Below are 928 nucleotides of genomic sequence, written 5' to 3'. Positions count from 1 at the left end.
GCTGTATCAATTACACTTAAAGATGGCGTTGAGAAGCGTTTACTTGAGGTGATTCCTGAGCTCTCTGGCGTTAAAGACTCTACTGACCATACTGTTACAGATAACGCGTATTATAAATAGTCAGAGCGCTTGAAAAGACGTTGGCAGCCCGACGTCTTGCGCGTTAAATTAAAACCTATCTTTTTCTCGGTCGTCCCAAGCTTTTTGCGCTTTCTCAAGCGCTTTTTCTTGGCTTATATCTTTCTCAATTTGTTTCAGTGCGATCGCCGCTGTAGATACGACAGCAGCAATGCCATATTCGTCGTCTGTTTTCCCTCGCCAGAGCGATACCATATCTTCAAACGAAAGTTCGCTCGGCTTGACGTGACGTTTTCCAAATAGTTTTGGCCAGGTCTCTTGGTTCAACTCTCCATTCAATAAGTTAAATGTTGTGCAGTCGTTATCTGGATTGCGCTCAATTTCGCCACCCTCTCCTTTAAGGGTGATGCAGCTTGAATAATCTAACAGTTGCGCAGCTTCTTGATGTAAAGGTAAGTAAGGAGGGTGGAAAACACCTTGAATTACATGTTCGCTATCAAGAGGGTTGATCAGTCGTGATAGTGAGTGAACAGGGGAGCGCAGCCCGAGTGTATTTCTTAAGTCAATAAGGTCGGCGAGTCTTGGGCTGATAGCTTGCAGAGGCATATAGCAGAAGTTGCCCTCATTAAGCGCACTTTCGCACTTGCTCCAGTTTTCAGCTTTTGCTAAGCCAAGTTTGTCGATGATGGTTTCGGTATAAATGCGATTGTTTGTATGCCCGCTGACGCCGTGCATGAAAACTCTATATCCCATGCTTGCGACTAAGTATGCGGAGTAGACAAACCAAGGGAGATGTCTGCGTTTCCCAGCATACGAAGACCAGTCTATATCAGCATTAATATGTGCAGGT

1 protein-coding gene and 1 pseudogene are annotated in these 928 nt (G+C 45.0%); one reads left to right on the top strand and one right to left on the bottom strand.

All coding sequences use genetic code 11. The features are described 5' to 3' along the window. A pseudogene (locus A3738_RS27455) lies at positions 1-120 on the top strand (Fe-S biogenesis protein NfuA); the annotation flags it as partial. A gap of 48 nt (positions 121-168) precedes the next feature. Here A3738_RS27455 and A3738_RS27450 read toward each other — a convergent pair. Next, on the bottom strand, positions 169-928 hold a 760-nt coding region (locus A3738_RS27450; protein ID WP_082890167.1), incomplete at its 5' end, for a glycosyl transferase family protein.

The sequence above is a fragment of the Oleiphilus sp. HI0066 genome, assembly GCF_001635725.1.
This window is presented reverse-complemented; position numbering and strand designations above follow the sequence as displayed.